The 19590-nt window shown below is 43.2% G+C and carries 16 protein-coding genes; 1 reads left to right on the top strand and 15 read right to left on the bottom strand.

The window, feature by feature from the left end; genetic code table 11:
* Positions 1-9 precede the first annotated feature (9 nt).
* The 8 genes from cobM to KQI91_RS09410 form a co-directional block, all read right to left on the bottom strand.
* Complete coding sequence (gene cobM / locus KQI91_RS09445; RefSeq protein WP_216392530.1) at positions 10-768, bottom strand: precorrin-4 C(11)-methyltransferase; 759 nt, start codon at positions 766-768, stop codon at positions 10-12.
* Between the two features lies 1 nt (position 769).
* Entirely contained in the window at positions 770-1930 is a 1161-nt protein-coding gene (cbiD, locus tag KQI91_RS09440; RefSeq protein WP_216392529.1) for a cobalt-precorrin-5B (C(1))-methyltransferase CbiD, read from the bottom strand.
* A gap of 124 nt (positions 1931-2054) precedes the next feature.
* Positions 2055-3497, bottom strand: coding sequence for a L,D-transpeptidase family protein (locus tag KQI91_RS09435; RefSeq protein WP_216392528.1), 1443 nt, complete (start codon positions 3495-3497; stop codon positions 2055-2057).
* Between the two features lie 107 nt (positions 3498-3604).
* Positions 3605-6304, bottom strand: coding sequence for a CDP-glycerol glycerophosphotransferase family protein (locus KQI91_RS09430; protein ID WP_216392527.1), 2700 nt, complete (start codon positions 6302-6304; stop codon positions 3605-3607).
* Positions 6305-6341: 37 nt separating this feature from the next.
* A complete protein-coding gene (locus KQI91_RS09425) occupies positions 6342-7388 on the bottom strand; it encodes an acyltransferase family protein (RefSeq protein WP_216392526.1) in 1047 nt (348 codons plus the stop codon).
* Between the two features lie 28 nt (positions 7389-7416).
* Positions 7417-8511, bottom strand: a complete 1095-nt coding sequence (locus tag KQI91_RS09420; RefSeq protein ID WP_216392525.1) for an acyltransferase family protein — start codon at positions 8509-8511, stop codon at positions 7417-7419.
* Positions 8512-8684: 173 nt separating this feature from the next.
* Positions 8685-9695 (bottom strand): GGGtGRT protein, encoded by a 1011-nt coding sequence (locus KQI91_RS09415; protein ID WP_118251392.1) that lies wholly within the window; start codon positions 9693-9695, stop codon positions 8685-8687.
* 33 nt (positions 9696-9728) lie between these two features.
* On the bottom strand, positions 9729-10421 hold the full coding sequence (locus KQI91_RS09410) for an iron-sulfur cluster assembly scaffold protein (RefSeq protein WP_005422272.1): 693 nt from the start codon (positions 10419-10421) through the stop codon (positions 9729-9731).
* A gap of 202 nt (positions 10422-10623) precedes the next feature.
* Between KQI91_RS09410 and KQI91_RS09405 the strand changes: the two genes are divergently transcribed.
* Complete coding sequence (locus tag KQI91_RS09405; protein WP_253288482.1) at positions 10624-11382, top strand: TraX family protein; 759 nt, start codon at positions 10624-10626, stop codon at positions 11380-11382.
* Between the two features lie 8 nt (positions 11383-11390).
* Here the strand turns inward: KQI91_RS09405 and KQI91_RS09400 are convergent, their stop codons facing one another.
* The 7 genes from KQI91_RS09400 to KQI91_RS09370 all read right to left on the bottom strand — a co-directional run bounded on the left by KQI91_RS09400 (position 11391) and on the right by KQI91_RS09370 (position 19569).
* Entirely contained in the window at positions 11391-12059 is a 669-nt protein-coding gene (locus tag KQI91_RS09400; protein ID WP_216392524.1) for an acyltransferase, read from the bottom strand.
* A gap of 2 nt (positions 12060-12061) precedes the next feature.
* Positions 12062-14110: a DNA topoisomerase gene (locus KQI91_RS09395; protein WP_216392523.1), complete on the bottom strand. Its 2049-nt coding sequence runs from the start codon at positions 14108-14110 to the stop codon at positions 12062-12064.
* A gap of 1 nt (position 14111) precedes the next feature.
* On the bottom strand, positions 14112-14870 hold the full coding sequence (locus KQI91_RS09390) for a formate/nitrite transporter family protein (RefSeq protein ID WP_216392522.1): 759 nt from the start codon (positions 14868-14870) through the stop codon (positions 14112-14114).
* A gap of 165 nt (positions 14871-15035) precedes the next feature.
* The gene (gene selD / locus KQI91_RS09385) at positions 15036-16067 is read right to left on the bottom strand and encodes a selenide, water dikinase SelD (protein WP_216392521.1); all 1032 of its coding nucleotides are present in this window, start codon (positions 16065-16067) and stop codon (positions 15036-15038) included.
* A gap of 172 nt (positions 16068-16239) precedes the next feature.
* Positions 16240-17325, bottom strand: coding sequence for an aspartate-semialdehyde dehydrogenase (asd, locus tag KQI91_RS09380; RefSeq protein ID WP_216392520.1), 1086 nt, complete (start codon positions 17323-17325; stop codon positions 16240-16242).
* Between the two features lie 105 nt (positions 17326-17430).
* A complete protein-coding gene (argH, locus tag KQI91_RS09375) occupies positions 17431-18810 on the bottom strand; it encodes an argininosuccinate lyase (protein ID WP_216392519.1) in 1380 nt (459 codons plus the stop codon).
* Positions 18811-18909: 99 nt separating this feature from the next.
* A complete protein-coding gene (locus KQI91_RS09370; protein WP_216392518.1) occupies positions 18910-19569 on the bottom strand; it encodes an epoxyqueuosine reductase QueH in 660 nt (219 codons plus the stop codon).
* Between the last annotated feature and the right edge of the window lie 21 nt (positions 19570-19590).

Genomic DNA, 19590 nt, shown 5'->3' with positions numbered 1-19590 from the left:
GTATTTCCTTTATTCAGTCGCCTCACGGAATTCTGTTGTGAACCCCGGATCATACAGTTTGGAACGGTCATAATGTGCCGCCTGGACAGAATCTCCAATGATCATCAAAGCAGTCTTGGTAATGTTATTCTCTGCTGCAGTCTGTGCAAGTGTGCCCACTGTACAGATAAATTTCTTTTCATCCGGCCAGGTCGCCTTATATACGATTGCGGCCGGTGTATCTGCCGTATAGCCACCCTCGATCAGACGTCTGCTGAGTTCTTCCAGCATACCGGTGCTCAGGAATACAACCATAGTTGCCTGGTGTGCCGCAAAAGACTGGATGCTTTCTTTGGATGGTACCGGTGTACGGCCTTCCATTCTCGTAATGATCACGCTCTGTGAAATATCCGGCAGTGTATATTCCAGATTCAGGGCACTTGCCGCACCACAAAAGGCACTGACACCAGGACAGTAATCATATGCGATTCCCTTCTCATCAAGAATATCCATCTGTTCACGGATCGCACCATAAATGCACGGATCTCCGGTATGAAGGCGCACAGTCATTTTACCCTCTGCCTCTGCCCGTTCCATGACAGAGATCACTTCCTCCAATGTCATCTTGGCACTGTTATGAATCGTACAAACATCCTTGCTGTATTCCAAAAGCTGCGGATTGACCAGAGATCCTGCATATATGATCACATCTGCTTCCTCCAGATACTGTTTTCCTCTCACGGTAATAAGATCCGGTGATCCCGGTCCTGCTCCAACAAAATGAACCATGTCAATTTCCTCCCCTGTTTATATGATTTATCAGTTCTCCTGCATGTTCGGTCTGTCCCAGATAACCAAATTCACTGGAAAAGATCACTGCACCCAGAAGAATCTGCTGATAAGAACGGTGATCCAGATAAAACTGTATATGTCTGGTCACATCCTCCATCGTTTTATGTAAAATCTGATAGCGATCAAGTACATGCAGTGCCTCGTCAGTTGTATTGCAGGCCAGAATCTTTCTGGCACATTCCAGACTGCCACCTGAACGGATCAATGCTGCACAGAGCACTTCCATACGTGCATCCGCACTGTGTGAATGTGTATTCATAATACCTGCGGCCACCTTGACAAATTTGCCGATATGAGAAATAAAAAGGATTCCTTTTACTCCCATATTGACTGCCATATCAATCGTCTCACCCACATAATTACTGCACTTAATGTTTTTTTCGAACGGAAGATTCATATGCTCCCTCAGATAATCTGCGCCATAATTTCCAGGTGTCACGATCAGATACTCTTCTCCCTGCGAAACATGCTGCTTCATTTCGACATGAATACTTTCAATCAATGCCTTTTCACTCATCGGTTCCACAATCCCTGAAGTCCCGAGAATAGAAATCCCACCTTCTATTCCAAGGCGTGGATTAAATGTTTTTAATGCAGTTTTTTCACCCTCCGGTACTGAGATCGTCACCTTCAGACCACCTTCATAATTCCAGTAATCCATCGCTTCTTCAAGTACTTTTTGGATCATCGCCCTGGGAACCGGATTGATTGCCGCCTCTCCTACTTTCTGTGAAAGTCCCGGTCTGGTCACTCTCCCGACGCCCTTTCCGCCATCAATGAGAATTTCTCCTGTCTTCGGAGTTTTTTCTACTTTTGCGTATACCAGAAGTCCATTGGTCGTATCCGGATCATCTCCGGCATCTTTGCGGACAGCACAGCTTACACAGTCTGTTTCCATACAGATATCCAAAAGCTCCAGATAAAGCAGGATTCCCTTGGGTGTCATAAGCGAGATCTCCTGCTTTTTTTCTCCACCAAAAAGCATTTCTACAGCACCTTTTGCGGCTCCTGCCGCACAGGATCCCGTTGTATAACCAAAACGCAGCTTCTTTTGATTTTTAATCACATAATAGTCTTCCAATCCTGTTTTGTGTGCCATAGTTTCCTCCTTACATATGCCTATCCATTATATAATTACGCCAAAAAAATGTCAATGAAACGCCTCTCTTTCCCCAAAGAAAAACCAGCCCCTCTCCGGACTGGTTTTTAATATTTTATGCACTTTAATAAATAATGATCGGATAACCACCATCTATGGTATTGTAAATCAAAGCTGCCTGATCTTTTGGAAGATTGATGCATCCATGACTTCCCGCACCGCTCTTGTATCGATTACCCCCAAAAGAAGACTGCCAGGAAGCATCGTGTAATCCCTGTCCATAGACAAATGGCATCCAGTAGTCAACCTTTACATTGTATCCATATTCCTGACTGCTCAGATTATAAGGACTTGCTTTGTACGCAATTGGCCATGCTCCACGATACGTCTCTCTGCCTGCCTTCGGTGCACCACTTACAATATCTGTTTCTGTAACAAGCGCACCGTCCTTGTACAGCCACAAATGCTGATTATCCAGACTCACCTCAATATAACTTCCTGCGAGATCATCCGTACCATTCCGCTGCATAGCTCCAATACTGTATACCGGATCTCTGGTAACCGCTTCACCACTGGAAAGATCTGTCAGCAGCTGCTTCAGCTCCCCATCCTGATCGATCTGAAAACCATATTCATTATCTGAGACCGTTACATCATTTCCATACGAAGTATGGAAGGTACGTGGAACATAGATCGTATTATATTTTGTCGCAAGATCCTGTACATAGGTCTTTACCGCATCCTGATCAACTGCAATACCATCGTCAGAAATCTGCAGCCAGGACTCCACAGTCTCACTGTCTACAACCTGCGTTTCATTTCCAAATGTATAAGTAACTGTTGTACTCCGATATTTATCAAGCTCTGCATTCAGATCCGCTGCTTTTGTCTTCATTTCATCAGAGGCAGTTACTGATGGCTGTCTGTAAACATTTTCATCCAGCGTCACCTGAATATCGCCTCCAAGAAGCTTCAAGCGGAAATTATCCTCCATAGTCTGATCCACATACGTAAGAAGTTTTCCTTCATCGATCTGATTTCCCTGTTTATCCTCGATCAGGATAAATTCTTTTTTGTCCTTATCATACTGAATAGCTGCATCAATCGATGCTTCACGGTCTTTTGAACCGAAGTTTGATTCCTGCAGTGCCGTTTTTTCCTGCTCTTCATCCCTGACCGTCTGATAATCGATCTGATAATCTTCCTGTCTGGCAAATAACTTCCTGTTGGCTTCTCTGGTTGTCTGCAATTCTTCCAGTTCTGTCTTAAGTGCCGCCTCATCCAGATCATATCCGAGAGCACTCAATGTCGTATCATAAACATCATCACCATTCTCTTTGAACTTTACTTTCCTGCTGCGAAATGCATCCAGAATCGTCTGCTCTGCTTCCTCTGCCGTCTGCCTGGAAACATCTACTCCATAAATGGATATCTTACGTCCAAGCGTATTGGTATCTGCAATGTGTATATAGGTAAAAAGACCTGCCACAAGAACGACCACCCCACCGATGCAGGTTCCCAGAATGATCTTCTTTGTCTTTTTGCTGAGTCCCGTTTTCTCTGCCATAATCTCTTTCCTCTTATCTGCTGTATTGTTAATTTATGCATTCATATTGTCCTATATTATAGCCCAAAGGGAAAAGACAGGTGTAACCTGAATTTTCCCTTTTTTCATCAATCATCTGTTTCCATGATTGCTTCCACAACACGTTTACAGTTATTCTGATCATCATATGCATAAAAGTTTTCAATCCGTTCCTGATACTCCGGTGCAAGCTTTGCATCATTTTCAATAATTGCGATCAGTGCATCCACCGTAGATTCCAGATCTTCACATACCGGTCCGAATCCATCACGTTTGTAATCAAAATATCCCGGATCATAGACCTGTCCATGGAAAAATTTTTTCCTGTCAAACTGTGCATAGACTACCGGTTTTCTCAGATAACAGAAATCGAAGAAAGTACTTGAAAAGTCTGTCAGCATAATGCTGCCCTTCACAAAAAGTTCCTGATAATCCAGATGTCCTTCCGGAATATCAAAAACATCGTTTTTCTCAAAATCCACACTCTGCTCTGAATGAATCGGATGAAGTCCGAGGATTCCCCTGTAGCCATGTGCACGCATAACATTTAACAGTCTTTCATGATTCATCAGGCCATTATAGAACTTATAAAAATCTGTCCCCTTAAACGTACGGCTGTATACACTCTGCGAAGTAACCGGATCAAAACTGTCTGAAATATATCTGCGCCATGTCGGCATGATCAGCAGGATCTTTTCAGGATCATGTTCTTTGTTCTTTTCGATCAGATTATCAAATCTCGGAAGCCCGGTAAGTTTGACTTCTTTGTCATAGAGATATCTGCCGTTTTTGATTGAATCATATTCCGGTCTTGCTGAAGTAACAAATGCAGAAATATTTTTATTTACTTTATTCAGCCATGTGGAAAGGTCATCTTTAATGATTCCATGCTGCAGGAAAATATACTTGAACTGCGTGACTCCCTTATAAAATATTTTGTCTTCTCCAAACAGATCAAAAACATCCTCATTTGCAGAAGAAGAAACAATCTTATCACAAAGTAAAAACAGTTTTTTGTAACGCTTGCTATGCAGGTCAATTACCGGTCCATACTGTTTGAGACGTTCATAATCCGGAGATTCGCCAGCTATCACAAAATAGAATTGAATATTGGGATATTCACTGCGATGTTTGCACATATAACGGAACAGATGCTCTCCGTTATCATTTGCCACATAATCTCTGTCAGAGATCAGCCAAATCTGTTTTTTCTTAAGGAAACGTTTGAACCAGGCAGACCATCTTGGCCAGATTGCATGCTGTCCATTATTTTTCAGCATATATTTCGTTGCTTTCAGCTCACATATAAATTTCGTTTTCAGCATGTTTTTCGGAGCTGATACCTCCAGCCAGTTATTGGTCTGGCGCACAAAATATTTATCTGAGAAATAAACCGCACCTGAATTTTTGTAGGCGATCGGCATAAACTTTGTGAATACCATTTTCATTCGGCATTCTGCACCATTTGGCAATTCCAGCACCGGAAAGACTCTTTGTTTTTTTCCGGTCAGAGGAATTCTGACCCTGTAAAATTTGTACGTCCACTGCGTTCCTTCAAGAGTATCTTTTTTTCCAATGTCATACGCATTGAACTGAACCGGATAATATTCTTTTTCATTGGAAGTATATTTCAGTTTCAGATCCGGCCAGCACTCAAAAATCCAGTTACGGAGACACCCTTCGATCAACAGTTCATCCTGAGCAACTGAAATGAAATTTACATGAAGAGTAGAGCCTCGTTCTGCCATATTGATCAGCGAATACTTTTCATACATTGCCATATTATCACTCAGAGTAACTTTGTCTTTGTCTATCGATCCGTTTTTGAATTTCAGAAGCCGGATCTTTTCATCCATTCCCAGGCATCTTCCGCGGACAATACACTGATCATCTACATACTGGAGATACTCTTTGATTTCTTCTTTATAATGCTGAAATTCTTCTTTGTTCAGTGTATGGTTATTCCCTGCCGAAACCCGGTACTGAATATCATAGATCAGAATATTCTGCAGATATCGAATCACCGTGCCATATTTTTCCTGTGAAAAACGTATCAGTTCTCCATAAAACTGATCTGGTGTTTCAATATACCATTTGCGTTTGGAATGCTGTCCCTGTACAGCTGAAGACTCATCCATACGTTTGCGGTAATCACAGACAGCCGTTGTCACAACCCCATATCTTCCTCTGTCCATGATGATCTTATTGATATAAACCGCATCTTCTCCATAACTCTGAGCTTCGTTAAACCGCCATTTTTTTACAGTCTCTCCCTTTATTACACAGGAAGTGACATGCATCTGGATGCTGCTTTCTTCATTCAGAATATTAATGATCCTGCTCTGCTTTTTGTCAAATCGAAAATCCAGCGGATGAAAATCTGTTCGAGCTTCAAAAAAACGCATCCTGCATGCGACCAGATCAATATGTTCATAACTGTTTTCAAAAAAACGATATACCTGTCGGAAAGCATCCGGTTCCCATTTGTCATCAGAATCCAGAAAACTGACATATTTTCCCTTAATGTATTCAATTCCATGATTTCTGGCTGCACTGACTCCCGCATTCTCCTGTGCAACATAGACAATATTATCCGGATATTTTTCTCTGTATTCAAGACAGATTTTTTCTGATTCGTCTTTGCTTCCATCATTTACAAGAATGACCTGAATCTTGTCCTGAAATCCAATGTCCTGTGCGATCACAGAATCCAGTGTTTCCTTTAAATATTTTTCTGCATTATATACAGGTATCACAACTGAAAAAAGATAGTTTTCCTTTTTATCCAATACCTTCGTTCTCCCTTCAAAATTCGTTTTTCTCTTTTTAAATCAGATTCAAGATCTTTTTATCCATACAGGTAAGTACTTTTTTGAAAACCCAGGCCAGTCCTATGGTTCCTGCTGCCGAAGCAACCAAAAAGACATACGGTCTGTCTCTGAATCCCAAATCTGCCAGGATCATCATAGGAATCCTCTGTAAAATGTACAATTCAAACGTATACATTCCAAACCAGTGCAGAATTTTATTATGTATGGAAATTTTCATAGTCAGCAAAATCACTACCAGAGTGAAACACAATGTCCAGAGGATATATACAGATAATCTGCCAATATATGGTCTGCCAAGAAGTACCGCAATCATTCCGCCAAGCAGTACAACATAATAAGTATTCCGATGTTTGTCACCAAATAAAAGCTTTTCTATCTGTTTCCTGAAATAGGAATACCACATTCCCGCCGCGTAACACAGAATGGTGTTGTACCACCACCCCTCCTGTGGACGATAATGATGTACCACAACAACATATGCCATGATCAATAATGTCGTCAGTGTAAGTGCTGCTGCAGGATATCTGTGCAGAATCAAAAAAGCGATCCAGGTAAAAATATAAGTCCACAGCACAGCGAACACATACCAGTTGCTGTTTCCAATACTCGTCCATCCTGTAAAAGCCAGAAGAATCTGTTTCACAGGGTATTGTCTGCCAAGGATTTTATCTACTATACAAAAAAGCAAAACTGCACAGTCAAAATGCAGCAGTGTTAATAAAATTCTTTTTATCGGCATTCTGTGAATATAATCTGTTCCCTTTTTCCTGATGGATTCATAAACACCATAGCCTGAATAAAACAGGAACACGGTAACAATATTCTGTCCCAGGAACTGGCGAAGCTGCATGTAGAACGCATCATATGGACCATTGAGTTCTGTATAAGTCACAAAATGCTGTGCAATGACCAGGAGAACAAAAATCCCCCGGATCGACATCGTATTTTCTCTTGAAAGATAGTCTTTACAAAATTCCGGTTTTTGATATACCGTGACTCCATATATACTTAATACCAGAATCAATAATAAATAAAAAGTCATTTTTATGTACCTTTTCTTCTATATATTTTTACTGCAGAGACATGAGTTTCTTCATGATCGCTGCCCCCGGACGTTCTATCAGATGATAAGTCAGAACCGCAATAGTTATGACTATCATGATCGACAGAATCATTGCTGCTGCCGGATTCGCCCGGATAAAGGAAGTATCTTTCCAGAATGTCCGCTTCAGAATTGCAAAAGCAACTTCCTGCATCACATACATCGAATACGTATATCTTCCAAAAAATGCCCAGACAGAATGGTCTGTCAGTTTCGAAAAGACACCTCTGCGTGTAAGAAGACACACAAACAATGCCGTAAACAAGATTACGACAATGAACTGGTTTTCATATGCTTTTTTACTATAAAAGAAGTCTTCTGCCAACAAGAAAACCGTGCTTATCTCAACCAATGAAATTCCTATATTTTTAAGCCGTACTTTCCCCGCCGGTTCCCCTTCGGTCTGTGTGGTAACCCAGGAACTATACAGCATTCCAATAAGATACCCCAGACCTACGCCGGACACTGCCCGTGCCAGGCCAAGATTAAGCATTCCATACAGCATTTTTCTTCCAAATCCACCATTCATCGCATTGATATTAACTACATATCCAAAATAGATCAGCAGACAAATCAGAAGCTTCATCTTTGTAGAATTGTGAAAACATTTATATAACATGAAATAAAATACTTCCGCAAGAAAAAAGGCAGAAACATACCAGTTCAGCCCCTTCCAGTCTGTCACAAGTCCACTGGACTGCAAAAAGAAAAGGTCTGCAAAAGATGTGTACCACGATTTTCCAAAAAAAGATGCAGAAATGCAGACAGAACATGCCAGTACCGGCCACAGGCGCTGAATCCTGCCACAAATAAATTCCCGCACAGACCGTTCAGGATGTCTCTGTACAGACTGAAACAGGAAATATCCGGAAATGATAAAGAAACATTCTACAATATACTTTGTATATTTTGTCTGCTCTGCCAGTATTTTATATATGGCATTGCCACCTGTATACGGCATGATAAACGAGTGAAGCAAGTGAAAATATATAATACAGACTGCAAATACAAACCGCAAACATTCTATATTATAGTATCTTTCTCCCTGTCGATTTTGTTGCATAAAAACATCTCCAGCTTTTTCGTTATTCTGCTTAATCGTAGCATAGTTCATTGAAATCGTCAAATATCTTTCTTCGACAACAAAAAAGTTAGACACGTCATGAGCGTTTTACTCAAAATGACGTGTCTAACTCTATTTGTTAGAAATCCAGTTAATTATACTGTCCTAATTATTTAGAACTTGCCAGCGTCTGCAGCTTCCTGTACGGCTACTGCAACAGCAACTGTCATACCAACCATCGGATTGTTACCTGCGCCGATGAGACCCATCATTTCTACGTGAGCCGGTACGGAAGAAGATCCTGCGAACTGAGCGTCAGAATGCATACGTCCAAGTGTATCGGTCATACCGTAGGAAGCAGGACCTGCTGCCATGTTGTCTGGGTGAAGTGTACGTCCTGTACCACCGCCGGATGCAACGGAGAAGTATTTCTTTCCTTTTTCGTTACATTCTTTCTTGTAAGTACCTGCAACCGGATGCTGGAAACGTGTTGGGTTTGTGGAGTTACCTGTGATAGAAACGTCAACGCCTTCTTTCCACATGATAGCAACACCTTCCGGAACGCTGTTAGCGCCGTAGCAGTTAACTTTTGCACGAAGTCCTTCAGAATAAGATTTACGGAATACTTCTTTAACTTCGTTCTTGTATGGATCATACTCTGTCTCTACATATGTAAATCCGTTGATACGGGAGATGATCTGAGCAGCGTCTTTTCCAAGACCGTTCAGGATAACACGAAGTGGTTTCTGACGAACTTTGTTTGCTTTTTCAGCGATACCGATAGCACCCTCAGCTGCTGCGAAGGACTCATGTCCAGCCAGGAAGCAGAAGCAGTCTGTTTCTTCTTCCAGAAGCATTTTACCAAGGTTACCATGTCCAAGACCTACTTTACGTGTATCAGCAACGGATCCAGGAATACAGAAAGCCTGAAGTCCCTCACCGATAGCTGCTGCAGCGTCTGCTGCTCTTCTGCAGTCTTTTTTGATTGCGATAGCTGCACCTACGATGTATGCCCAGCAAGCGTTCTCGAAGCAGATCGGCTGGATGCCTTTGATCTGGTTGTATACGTCAAGACCTGCATCTTTAGTGATTTTCTCTGCTTCTTCGATAGAAGCGATTCCATAGCTGTTTAAAACTGAATTGATTTTGTCAATTCGTCTCTCATATGATTCAAATAAAGCCATTTACTTATCCTCCTGAAATTATAATCGGTATAATTATTCTTTACGTGGGTCGATGATCTTAACAGCATCTGCAACACGGCCGTACTGACCTTTTGCTTTTTCCCATGCAGTGTTCGGATCGTCACCTTTTTTGATGAAGTCAGTCATTTTGCCAAGGCTTACGAACTGATAACCGATAATTTCATTATCTTCGTCAAGAGCGATACCTGTAACATAGCCTTCTGCCATTTCCAGGTAACGAGGACCTTTTTTAAGTGTTCCGTACATTGTACCAACCTGAGAACGAAGTCCTTTACCAAGGTCTTCCAGACCAGCACCTACAGCAAGTCCGTCTTCAGAGAATGCAGACTGGGAACGTCCGTAAACGATCTGAAGGAAGAGTTCTCTCATAGCTGTGTTGATAGCATCACAAACAAGGTCTGTATTCAGAGCTTCCATAACAGTCAGTCCTGGAAGGATCTCAGATGCCATAGCTGCGGAATGAGTCATACCTGAACATCCGATTGTCTCAACCAGTGCTTCCTGGATGATACCTTCTTTTACGTTCAGGGACAGCTTACAGGCACCCTGCTGAGGAGCACACCAGCCTACACCATGTGTAAAACCAGAAATGTCCTTTACTTCCTTAGCCTGAACCCATTTTGCTTCTTCCGGGATCGGAGCAGCTCCGTGATGCACACCCTGTGCAACTGGGCACATTTCTTCTACTTCGCGTGAATAAATCATGTTAAAACTCCTTTCAAGTATAGATTTACTTATGATGTTGTTAAAAGATAGACTAACAACCTAGCAGTATTCTCTCACAAACCACTCCTGTTAGTCCAGTCAAACTTGAACCAAAAATGCGAAGATTTGACATAATCCTACACATAATTGCTGTTGCAGCTTATTTATGGTAGAATCAAAGAAAAAACAAAGGAGCTTTACGATGTCTGAAAAACTTCCTGTGACTGAAAAGTTACCTCCAAGCATTTTTCCTGCCCGCTTTCAGATCCTAAGTGGCAGTATGCTGAAACTGATCGCATGTATTGCCATGCTGATCGATCATACAGGTGCGATCATTCTCAGCCGATATGAACCGGCTCTTCAAAGTCTTTTCTATATTAATGGAAGAGGAATCACCGCCTACCGCATTGTCCGTGATATCGGCCGATGTGCCTTTCCTGTTTTCTGTTTTCTGATCGTAGAAGGATTTCTGCACACCCATAACCGCAGAAAATACGGCCGGAACCTGCTTTTGTTCGCACTGATCTCCGAAATCCCATGGAACTTTATGTTTGCCAATACCTGGCACTATGTCGAAAAACAAAATGTATTTTTCACTTTGTTCCTTGGTTATCTGGCATTCTGTGCACTCGAATATTTCTGGGAAACACCATGGGTGCAGCTCAGTTCTCTGCTTGCACTGCTCGGTGTCTCTATTGTTCTGCATGCTGATTACGGTTGGCGGGGCTTTATCTTTCTCGTTCTGATGTATCTTCTCCGAAACGAAAAAGTTTCTCAGGCAATTGTCGGCAGCTGCTGGCTGAGTTATGAATGGAAAGCCTGTTTTGCCTTTATTTCCATTAATATGTACAATGGAAAACGCGGCTTTATCCAGGGAAAAGCCGCGAAATATTTCTTCTACTTATTTTATCCCGTACATATCACGATCCTCGTGATCATCCGGAATCTCTTTTTTCTTTAATAACTGTTTTAATTCTTTTTGACGATCTCGGCTGCGTTTTTGTAGATACTGTCCGCAGGAATGCAGCCTCTTACCGGTGAAAGCGGATAAATATTACTGTTTCTGCCGATCACAGTTCCAGGATTCAGCACAGAACCACAGCCCACTTCTACATGATCTCCAAGCATGGCACCAAATTTCTTAAGCCCTGTCTCAATCTTCTCATCACCGTCTTTGACAACAACCAGTTTCTTGTCAGATTTGACATTTGAACAGATGGATCCCGCTCCCATATGAGATTTGTAACCCAGAACAGCGTCCCCAACATAATTGTAATGAGGAACCTGCACTTTATTAAAAAGGACACAATTCTTAAGTTCTGTGGAATTGCCAACAACCGCTCCCTCTCCTACGATCGCATTACCACGGATAAATGCACAATGACGTACCTCCGCATCTTTGCCAATGATCGCCGGCCCGTTGATATATGCAGTCGGAGCCACTTTGGCTGATCTTGCGATCCACACATTACCGTCACGACACTCATACTCAAACGGACTGAGTGTCGGACCCAGTTTCATAATAAAATCACTGATTTCCGGAAGCACTTCCCACGGATATGTCTTTCCTTCAAATAAATCTGCTGCAATTGTCTCGTCCAAATCCAGAAGATTTGCAATTGTAAAATCTTTTAACATAATTATGATTTTCCTCCTCGTCTGGAAGCTGTTGGCTTCGTTTTATAGTTGACTGCCGCCGCATCAAAAAACTGCCGCAGTGCATACTGATAGTTGCTCTGCTCAACCTGGGCTGTACGCACACGTACAAAATGTTCCAGCTTATCCATATATTCCTGCGGAGTGATACTTCCCTCAGCCACATAGGTAAGGCCCTTTTCCCAGCTCGCCGTCAGCTCTGGATTCAAAAGCTGGCGAATCGAACAGTTTACCACATCAAAGATCATCTCTCCAAGCAGGGTCGGGGTGATCACCTGCGTTTTCTTATTCAGCGAGAGATATTTAATAGAAACAAGTTTTTTCAGAATCTCAGCCCTTGTTGCACTGGTTCCAATCCCGCTTCCCTTGATCTGCGCTCTCAGTTCCTCGTCCTCGATCAGCTGACCCGCATTTTCCATTGCCAGAATCATCGAACCGGAATTATAACGCTTCGGTGGTGAAGTTTCACCTTCCTTAATATTCAGAGCATCTACGGTCAGTATATCATTCTTTTTCAGTCGATGCAATGCATCCAGAAGCTGCGCATCACAGGAAACATCTTCACTCTCTTCTTTGCCGGAATCCTGAGACTTTTCTGCAGCCGATTTTCTGGCAAAAGAATTCGTCGCATATTTCAGATAACCTTCTTCCTGAAGAACTTTAAAACTGGAAAAGAACTTTTCCCTCTGCATCTCCGTTACCAGACTGACTTTCTGGTAAACTGCCGGTGGACAGAAGATACACAGGAAACGTCTTACGATAGTCTCATAAACACGCTGCGAAGTTTGAGAAAGACTGTTCAGTGCATTTAAGCCCTGCCCGGTCGGAATGATCGCATAGTGGTCTGTGATCTGCTTGTCATTAACATATCTGGTCTTTGCGATCGTTTTGTAAGAACCCATCTGCAAAATCTCTTCTGCTGCATTGTCAATTGCCGGATAACGTCGAAGCCCGGAAATATTTTTATAGATTTCCTTTGCAACTGCACTCGACAGAACTCTGGCATCGGTTCGAGGATAAGTAACCAGCTTTTTTTCATACAACTCCTGCGTGATACGAAGCGTCTCATCCGGACTGATCTTGAACAGCTTGGAACATACATTCTGAAGCTCCGCAAGATTGAATAAAAGCGGCGGATTTTTATTTTCCTTTTTGCGCTCGACCTTTTCCACACGACAGTTCAGTGGCCGCTCTGCTTCCAGCATGCGGATCAGTTCTTCGGCATGCCTTCTCTCTTTGAAACCATTTTCTTTGTAAAGATACGGTGACTGGAAGTATTTACTTCCCTCTACAGCCCTCCATTCTCCTTCAAAATGTTCTCCCTCCAGTGCAATACTGGAAAGGACACGATAAAACGGAGTTTTTACAAAAGAACGAATCTCGCGTTCCCGTCTCACAACCATTCCCAATACACAGGTCATGACCCTGCCCACGGAAATTGCCTGATATTTACTGTTCAGGTAGTTTGAGACACTGTTTCCATAGCGAAGCGTAAGGACTCTGGAAAAATTAATTCCCATCAGATAGTCCTCTTTTGCACGAAGATAAGCGGAATCTGCCAGATTGTCATACGCCGACAGTTCTTTTGCTTCACGGATTCCTCGAAGGATCTCCTCTTCTGTCTGCGAGTCGATCCAGACACGACGCTGATCTTTGTCCTTCACTCCTGCCATCTGTGCCACCAGACGATAAATATATTCTCCCTCGCGCCCGGAGTCGGTACATACATAAATTATCTCTACATCCGGCCGGTTCAGAAGCCCCTTAACAATGTTAAACTGTTTCTGCACCCCCGGAATCACTTCATATTTAAATTCACGCGGCAAAAAAGGCAGGGTTTCCAAACTCCACCTTTTGTACTTGATATCATATTTTTCAGGATAGCTCATAGTGACCAGGTGTCCTACACACCAGGTCACTACGGAATCTTCTGACTCGAGATAGCCATCCTTTCTCTGTCCGTTGATTTTTAATGCTTTCGCAAATTCCTGAGCAACACTTGGTTTCTCAGCTATGTATAAGGATTTACCCATATTATTTATCTGCACTCATCTTTCTGAGAGGCCATGCAAGAAGAAGTGCACCGCCTACCATATTTCCCAAAGTGACGATCAGCATGCTCTTTGCCATTGCTCCAATGGAAAGTCCCGGTACCAGGCACCCTGCGGTCACAAAGATACCCATATTTGCCACACAGTGCTCAAATCCACTGACAACAAATCCCGAGATACACATAACGATCATCAAAAACTTTGCAGCTTCACTCTTAAGTTTGATACCGCAAAGAACCCCAAGACAAACAAAGAAATTGCACAAAACTGCACGGAAAAACATCTGTCCTGCCGGAATCGCAAGCTTGTTTCCGATAAATCCGGCGAAATAATCTGCTGTTCCGGATGCACCTGCCCATACAAAGATCAGGGAAAGGATCAAACAGCCGACAAAATTGCCAATGTAGCTGACTACCCACACTTTAGCTGCATCTCCCCAGCTGATCTTTTTGTCAAAAGCCCCAAATGCCATGACAAGATTATTCCCGGTAAACAATTCACCACCAACCATAGAGATCAGTAATACAGCAATGGAGAATACAAGTGCCCCCAGAAATTTCCCCCATGCCGGTTCCTCTGCCCCGGAAAACACATTCCCTACAACATTGGAAAAGATCATTGCAACCACAATAAAGAACCCTGCCATGATCGCCCGCATGAAATACTTGAAAAAGTCATTTTTCAGCAGGGTGCTCTTTGCAAATGCTGCGTTTGAAAGTTTCTGTACATCCTCATGATTCATAAAAAATACCTCCCTTTCCCGGGAACACTGCATCTTGTAAGCTCTTTGTTCCCTCCACATATTGTATTCTTGCATTATAACATTTCTGATAATAATTCTCAATATATATACTGCCAAGTTTGATATTTTTCTAACAAATTTTCACTTAATTTCGATAACTGTCAGTTATCGGATGATCAGAACATGTTCTTCTCTGTCAACCACTTCGCCAATTACTGCTCCTGATAAAGAAACTTCTTTTAATTCCTGAAGAATTTTTTCTGCTTCCTCTGCCGGAACCGCTGCCAGAAGCCCGCCTGATGTCTGCGGATCAAATACCAGGTCTTCTCTCCAGAGTTCTGCCGTGCTGACAAAACCGGCTTTTGCCGCAAACTCCCGGTTTCGATATGCTCCGCCCGGAATCAGCCCCATAGAAGCATATTCCTCTACATCCGGAAGAACCGGAAGCTCTTTTGTCTGAATCACAAGAGTCTTATTGCTGCCCGCTGCCATCTCTGTTCCATGACCGCCAAGTCCAAAACCTGTTACATCTGTACATGCATGGACCGTATACTTCTTTAACACGTCACGGGCAGCTTTATTTAATGTCTTCATGGATTTCAATGCGGCCTCTCTTGCTTTTTCAGATACCAGTTCTGCTTTGATCGCAGTGTTGACAATACCGGTTCCAAGCGGTTTCGTCAGAATCAGTTTATCACCTGTCTGTGCACCGAAATTTTTCCAGAATCTGTCCGGATGAACAAAGCCAGTCACACTTAACCCATATTTCGGTGTATCATCCTGGATGGTATGTCCTCCGGCAAGGACAGCCCCTGCTTCCAGCACTTTATCTGCTCCGCCTTTCAGAATCTCTCCAAGGATCGCCGTATCCATATCTTTCGGAAATGCTACAATATTCAGCGCAGTCTTTGGTTCTCCACCCATCGCATAAACATCACTCAGTGCATTCGCTGCTGCAATCTGTCCGAAATCATACGGGTCATCTGCCACCGGAGTAAAAAAATCAAGTGTCTGGATCATTGCCAGTTCATCCGAAATCTTATAAACAGCCGCATCGTCCGAAGTTTCTGTACCAACCAGAAGATTCGGATCGTAAAACTTCGGAAGTCCACAAAGTACACCTGCCAGAGTCCCCGGTCCTACTTTGGCTGTACAGCCACAGTTTGGTGCGAGCTTCGTAAGATATACTTTCTCCATTTTAGTAAATTCCTTTCTGTCTTGACCTTGTCCATCTATGATAACATAAATCTTCTGTTTTCTCCATGTCTTTTTTTGATAGAAAAAGTCGATAAAAAACTGCCCTGACAGATTTGTTTTTCTGCCAGGACAGTTTCGGTTAAATATCATTATATTTAAAATACAATAATTCTTATTTCTTTGTGATATATCCTTTTGCCTTGAGTGTCTCTGCACAAAGTACAGCTCCACCGGCAGCTCCTCTTACGGTGTTATGGGAAAGTCCTACGAATTTGTAATCGTAAACTTTGTCCTCACGGAGACGTCCGATAGATACACCCATTCCGTTTTCATAGTTGACATCCTCGCTTACCTGCGGACGGTTGTCTTCTTCGAGATACTGGATAAAGTGCTTCGGTGCACTCGGAAGCTCCAGTTCCTGCGGAAGTCCCTTGAAGTTTCTCAGGGCTTCGATCAGCTGTTCTTTGGTAGGTTTTTTGCGGAATTTAACGAATACTGCTGCTGTATGTCCGTTCAGTACCGGAACGCGCAGGCACTGGCAGGTGATGACTGGCTCTGTAGCCGGTACGATCACACCATCCTCAATCTTGCCCCACAGTCTCAGCGGCTCTTTCTCACTCTTCTCTTCTTCTCCACCGATGTATGGAATGATGTTGTGTTCCATTTCCGGCCAGTCTTTGAAAGTTTTTCCTGCTCCGGAAATTGCCTGGTATGTAGTCGCAACTACTTCATATGGCTCGAATTCTTTCCATGCAGTCAGTACCGGTGCGTAGCTCTGGATGGAGCAGTTTGGTTTAACAGCGATGAATCCCTTGGTTGTTCCAAGACGTTTCTGCTGATATTTGATAACATCGAAGTGTTCCGGGTTGATTTCCGGCACTACCATCGGTACGTCCGGTGTCCAGCGATGTGCGCTGTTGTTAGATACAACAGGAGTCTCTGTCTTTGCGTATTCTTCTTCGATCGCTTTGATCTCGTCCTTGGACATGTCAACTGCTGAGAATACAAAATCTACAGTAGAAGCAACTTTCTCTACTTCGTTTACGTTCATGACAACGATCTTCTTTACTGCTTCCGGCATCGGAGTATCCATTTTCCATCTGCCGCCTACAGCTTCTTCGTAAGTTTTTCCGGCACTTCTCGGGCTGGCTGCAAGGGTAACAACCTCAAACCACGAATGATTCTCCAGAAGAGAAATAAATCTCTGTCCTACCATACCTGTAGCACCTAAAATACCGACTCTCAGTTTTTCACTCATAATCCTCTTTCTCCTCATATCATATATTTCTATGTGTCTTTGTGTGGCACACATCTGTTTTCTTTGTACATACTATAACACTTTAATCAAAAATGCAAGTGCTTTTTAATTATTTTTCAGATATTCTTTGTTCGCTGCGATAATCTGTTCCATGACCTTCGGACCAGGTGCACCGTAAGTCTCACGTTTTTCTACGCAGGTCTTCATGCTGATTGCCTCATAGATGTCCTGTTCAAAGACCAACGAGATCTCTTTGTACTCTTCAAGTGGAAGTTCATCAAGAGAGATTCCCTTGTCGATACAGGTCAGGACAAGGCGGCCTACGATACCATGCGCATCACGGAACGGTACCCCATGATTCACGAGATAATCAGCGGCATCTGTCGCGTTGGTAAAGCCATTCTTTGCGCTTGCTTCCATAACATCCTTGCGGAATTCCATTGTGGAAACCATGCCTGTGAACAGGGCGATGCAGCCTTTTACCGTGTCGATCGCGTCAAAGGTCAGCTCTTTGTCTTCCTGCATGTCTTTGTTGTAGGCAAGCGGAATACCTTTCATGGTTGTAAGGATAGAAGTCAGCGCGCCATAGACACGGCCTGTTTTTCCTCTTACAAGCTCTGCGATATCAGGATTCTTCTTCTGCGGCATGATACTGCTTCCTGTGCTGTAAGCATCGTCGATCTCAACGAAACGGTACTCGTTGGAGTTCCAGAGGATGATCTCCTCGCAGAAACGGCTCAGATGCATCATGACAGTGGACATGGCAGAAAGAAGCTCGATCACATAATCCCTGTCAGATACGGAATCCATGCTGTTTCTTGTCGGCTCATCAAAGCCAAGCAGCTCTGCTGTATAAAATCTGTCCAGCGGGTAGGTGGTTCCTGCAAGTGCGCCTGCCCCGAGCGGACAGGTGTTCATACGTTTGCGGATGTCTGCCATACGGCTTCTGTCTCTGCGGAACATCTCGAAATATGCCCCTACATGATGTGCCAGGGTAACAGGCTGTGCTTTCTGAAGATGTGTGAATCCAGGCATGTAGGTGTGCACATTGTTTTCCATAATAGTCTGAAGTGCTTCCAGAAGTTTCTTGAGTTCTGCGTCGATCTCTTCGATCTCATCGCGGACATAAAGTTTCATGTCAAGGGCAACCTGGTCGTTACGGCTTCTTCCTGTGTGAAGCTTCTTGCCAGGATCTCCGATACGGTCGATCAGATTTGCCTCTACAAAGCTGTGGATATCCTCATATTCGGATGTGATCTCCAGCTTGCCGGATTCTACATCTGCAAGAATGCCATCCAGTCCCTCAAGGATCTGGTCTCTCTCCTCTTCTGTCAGGATCCCCTGTTTTGCAAGCATTCTGACATGAGCCTTGCTTCCACGGATGTCCTGTTTATAAAATTTCTGGTCAAATGAAATAGATGCATTAAAGTTGTATACAAGTTTGTCCGTCTCCTTTGTGAAACGTCCTCCCCATAACTGTGCCATAGTTTCCTCCTTGTTGTACGGTGATTTGTAGCTGTCGGTGTTTCTCAGAATCCCGCCAGTGCATAATTTGTTATCAGTTTACCACATTCCAGTGGAAAATCAAAGAGCAGAACCCTCTGAAATTTGTTTTTCTCTCATTTTTTCTTCCTGTTCGCACTTCGAAAAGACGCAGCCACAGTAATTCTGCCGGTAAAGATCGTATTCGTGGGACAGTTCTATGGAACGTTTGTAGCCGTTTTTCTTCTTGAAATCGGATGGAAGGTGGGGTACTTTGTAGATTTCTGCCAGTTCCTCGCCGATCTCATTGATCTTCTCTGCGTTTTTGAGCGGGCTGATCGAGAGGGTTGTCGTGAAGTAATCATAGCCGCCTTCTTCGGCAAGTTTCGCCGCTTCTTCCATACGGAGACGGTAGCATTTGAAACAGCGTTCACCGCCCTCCGGGACTGTTTCCATGCCTTTTGCCATCTCATAAAAAACCTGTGGATCGTAAGCTCCTTCTTCTATATGGACCGGATGCGTAAATGGCATCTCGGATACCAGCCGGCGGATCTCTGCGACTCGCTTGCGGTATTCCTCCTCTAATGAAATGTTTGGATTGTAAAAAAATACTGTAATTTCAAAATACTGGGATAAATATTCCAGCACGTAACTGCTGCACGGTGCACAGCAGCTGTGGAGGAACAGACGCGGAACCTTCTGTTCTTTTTTTATATTTTCAATGAGCCTGTCCAGCTCTTTCTGATAATTTCGTTTGTTCATGATGGTATTCCTCTTGTAAAA

It is taken from the genome of Blautia sp. MSJ-19 (assembly GCF_018918125.1).
Lineage (GTDB): Bacteria > Bacillota > Clostridia > Lachnospirales > Lachnospiraceae > Blautia_A.
Note: the sequence above shows the minus strand (reverse complement) of the source record. Positions and strands in the feature narration are given on the sequence as shown.

Bases quoted from the DNA above. Each gene is read 5' to 3' on its own strand.
- KQI91_RS09395 (WP_216392523.1), bottom strand. From the start codon at position 14,110: ATGGGTAAATCCTTATACATAGCTGAGAAACCAAGTGTTGCTCAGGAA.
- KQI91_RS09390 (WP_216392522.1), bottom strand. From the start codon at position 14,870: ATGAATCATGAGGATGTACAGAAACTTTCAAACGCAGCATTTGCAAAG.
- asd (WP_216392520.1), bottom strand. From the start codon at position 17,325: ATGAGTGAAAAACTGAGAGTCGGTATTTTAGGTGCTACAGGTATGGTA.
- KQI91_RS09370 (WP_216392518.1), bottom strand. From the start codon at position 19,569: ATGAACAAACGAAATTATCAGAAAGAGCTGGACAGGCTCATTGAAAAT.
- KQI91_RS09415 (WP_118251392.1), bottom strand. From the start codon at position 9,695: ATGGCTTTATTTGAATCATATGAGAGACGAATTGACAAAATCAATTCA.
- cbiD (WP_216392529.1), bottom strand. From the start codon at position 1,930: ATGGCACACAAAACAGGATTGGAAGACTATTATGTGATTAAAAATCAA.
- argH (WP_216392519.1), bottom strand. From the start codon at position 18,810: ATGGCACAGTTATGGGGAGGACGTTTCACAAAGGAGACGGACAAACTT.
- KQI91_RS09435 (WP_216392528.1), bottom strand. From the start codon at position 3,497: ATGGCAGAGAAAACGGGACTCAGCAAAAAGACAAAGAAGATCATTCTG.
- KQI91_RS09425 (WP_216392526.1), bottom strand. From the start codon at position 7,388: ATGACTTTTTATTTATTATTGATTCTGGTATTAAGTATATATGGAGTC.
- cobM (WP_216392530.1), bottom strand. From the start codon at position 768: ATGGTTCATTTTGTTGGAGCAGGACCGGGATCACCGGATCTTATTACC.
- selD (WP_216392521.1), bottom strand. From the start codon at position 16,067: ATGGAGAAAGTATATCTTACGAAGCTCGCACCAAACTGTGGCTGTACA.
- KQI91_RS09400 (WP_216392524.1), bottom strand. From the start codon at position 12,059: ATGTTAAAAGATTTTACAATTGCAAATCTTCTGGATTTGGACGAGACA.
- KQI91_RS09405 (WP_253288482.1), top strand. From the start codon at position 10,624: ATGTCTGAAAAACTTCCTGTGACTGAAAAGTTACCTCCAAGCATTTTT.
- KQI91_RS09410 (WP_005422272.1), bottom strand. From the start codon at position 10,421: ATGATTTATTCACGCGAAGTAGAAGAAATGTGCCCAGTTGCACAGGGT.
- KQI91_RS09420 (WP_216392525.1), bottom strand. From the start codon at position 8,511: ATGCAACAAAATCGACAGGGAGAAAGATACTATAATATAGAATGTTTG.